Annotated in this window: 1 rRNA gene; it reads left to right on the top strand. The window is 53.9% G+C overall.

The annotated features are described in order from the left end of the window. Window positions 1-2,620, top strand: a 23S ribosomal RNA gene (locus HI950_RS35285); the annotation flags it as partial. Window positions 2,621-2,623: the final 3 nt, after the last annotated feature.

A 2,623-nucleotide genomic window follows, 5' to 3' on the forward strand; every position in this document is an offset into this window, starting at 1 on the left:
GGAGTTACAAAGGTGTTTGGTAGGCGAAGAGGTCTGGAAAGGCCCGCCAGAGCAGGTAAAAGCCCTGTAACCGAAAGCAAGCACTCTCCGAGACGGATCCTGAGTACGGCGGGACACGAGAAACCCCGTCGGAATCCGGCAGGACCATCTGCCAAGGCTAAATACTCCCTGGTGACCGATAGTGAAGCAGTACCGTGAGGGAAAGGTGAAAAGCACCGCGGAAGCGGAGTGAAAAAGAACCTGAAACCGTGCGCTTACAAAAAGTCAGAGCCCGTTAAATGGGTGATGGCGTGCCTTTTGTAGAATGAACCGGCGAGTTACGATCACGTGCAAGGTTAAGTCGGGAAGACGGAGCCGTAGCGAAAGCGAGTCTGAATAGGGCGAATAAGTACGTGGTCGTAGACCCGAAACCGTGTGATCTACCCCTGTCCAGGGTGAAGGTGCGGTAACACGCACTGGAGGCCCGAACCCACGCACGTTGAAAAGTGCGGGGATGAGGTGGGGGTAGCGGAGAAATTCCAATCGAACTCGGAGATAGCTGGTTCTCCCCGAAATAGCTTTAGGGCTAGCCTCGAGGAATGAGCGTCGTGGAGGTAGAGCACTGATTGGGTGCGGGGCCCGCCAAGGGTTACCAAGTCCAGTCAAACTCCGAATGCCATAGACGTGCTACTCGGGAGTCAGACAGTGAGTGCTAAGATCCATTGTCAAGAGGGAAACAGCCCAGATCATCAGCTAAGGTCCCCAAGTGTGTGTTAAGTGGGAAAGGATGTGGAGTTGCAAAGACAACCAGGATGTTGGCTTAGAAGCAGCCACCATTTAAAGAGTGCGTAATAGCTCACTGGTCGAGTGACTCTGCGCCGAAAATGTAACGGGGCTAAACACACCACCGAAGCTATGACATGTACCATTAGGTACTTGGGTAGGGGAGCGTTGAATACGGATTGAAGTTGGACCGTGAGGACTGGTGGACTGTATTCAAGTGAGAATGCCGGTATGAGTAACGAAAAGACAAGTGAGAATCTTGTCCGCCGAAAGCCTAAGGGTTCCTGAGGAAGGCTCGTCCTCTCAGGGTAAGTCGGGACCTAACGCGAGGCCGAAAGGCGTAGTGGATGGACAACAGGTTGAAATTCCTGTACCACCGTAAACCGTTATGAGCAATGGGGTGACACAGAAGGGCAGTGACGCGGGCTGATGGAATAGCCCGTCCAAGCAGTGAGGCTGATCGATAGGCAAATCCGTCGATCATTAAGGCTGGGCTGTGATGGGGAGCGAAAATTGTAGTAGCGAAGGTCATGTACTCCGGCTGTCAAGAAAAGCCTCTAGCCAGGTGAAGGTGCCCGTACCGCAAACCGACACAGGTAGGCGAGCAGAGCATGCTAAGGCGCGCGGAAGAACTCTCGTTAAGGAACTCGGCAAAATGACCCCGTAACTTCGGGAGAAGGGGTGCCTCGGTAGGGTGAATAGCCCGAGGGGGCCGCAGTGAAAAGGCCCAAGCGACTGTTTAGCAAAAACACAGGTCTGTGCGAAGCCGTAAGGCGAAGTATACGGGCTGACGCCTGCCCGGTGCTGGAAGGTTAAGGGGAGCGGTTAGGGGTTAAACCCGAAGCTGTGAACCGAAGCCCCAGTAAACGGCGGCCGTAACTATAACGGTCCTAAGGTAGCGAAATTCCTTGTCAGGTAAATTCTGACCCGCACGAATGGCGTAACGACTTGGGCGCTGTCTCAACGAGAGATCCGGTGAAATTTTAATACCTGTGAAGATGCAGGTTACCCGCGACAAGACGGAAAGACCCCATGGAGCTTTACTGTAACTTGATATTGGACTTTGGTACGATCTGTACAGGATAGGTGGGAGCCTTTGAAGCATGAGCGCCAGCTTGTGTGGAGGCATCGTTGGGATACCACCCTGATCGTATCGGAGTTCTAACCTACTACCGTGAAACCGGTAGAGGGACCGTGTCAGGTGGACAGTTTGACTGGGGCGGTCGCCTCCTAAAATGTAACGGAGGCGCCCAAAGGTTCCCTCAGAATGGTTGGAAATCATTCGAAGAGTGCAAAGGCATAAGGGAGCTTGACTGCGAGACCTACAAGTCGAGCAGGGACGAAAGTCGGGCTTAGTGATCCGGTGGTACCGAATGGAAGGGCCATCGCTCAACGGATAAAAGCTACCCTGGGGATAACAGGCTTATCTCCCCCAAGAGTCCACATCGACGGGGAGGTTTGGCACCTCGATGTCGGCTCATCGCATCCTGGGGCTGAAGTAGGTCCCAAGGGTTGGGCTGTTCGCCCATTAAAGCGGTACGCGAGCTGGGTTCAGAACGTCGTGAGACAGTTCGGTCCCTATCTGTCGCGGGCGCAGGAAATTTGAGAGGAGCTGTCCTTAGTACGAGAGGACCGGGATGGACGTACCGCTGGTGTACCAGTTGTTCCGCCAGGAGCACCGCTGGGTAGCCAAGTACGGACGGGATAAGCGCTGAAAGCATCTAAGCGTGAAGCCCCCCTCAAGATGAGATTTCCCAGTATGTAAGACCCCTTGAAGACGACGAGGTTGATAGGTTCGGGGTGGAAGCACAGCAATGTGTGTAGCTGACGAATACTAATCGGTCGAGGGCTTATCCTAAAA

Origin of the sequence: Paenibacillus sp. PL91 (assembly GCF_012935325.2) — a bacterium.
In the GTDB taxonomy this organism is placed as follows: Bacteria; Bacillota; Bacilli; order Paenibacillales; family Paenibacillaceae; genus Pristimantibacillus.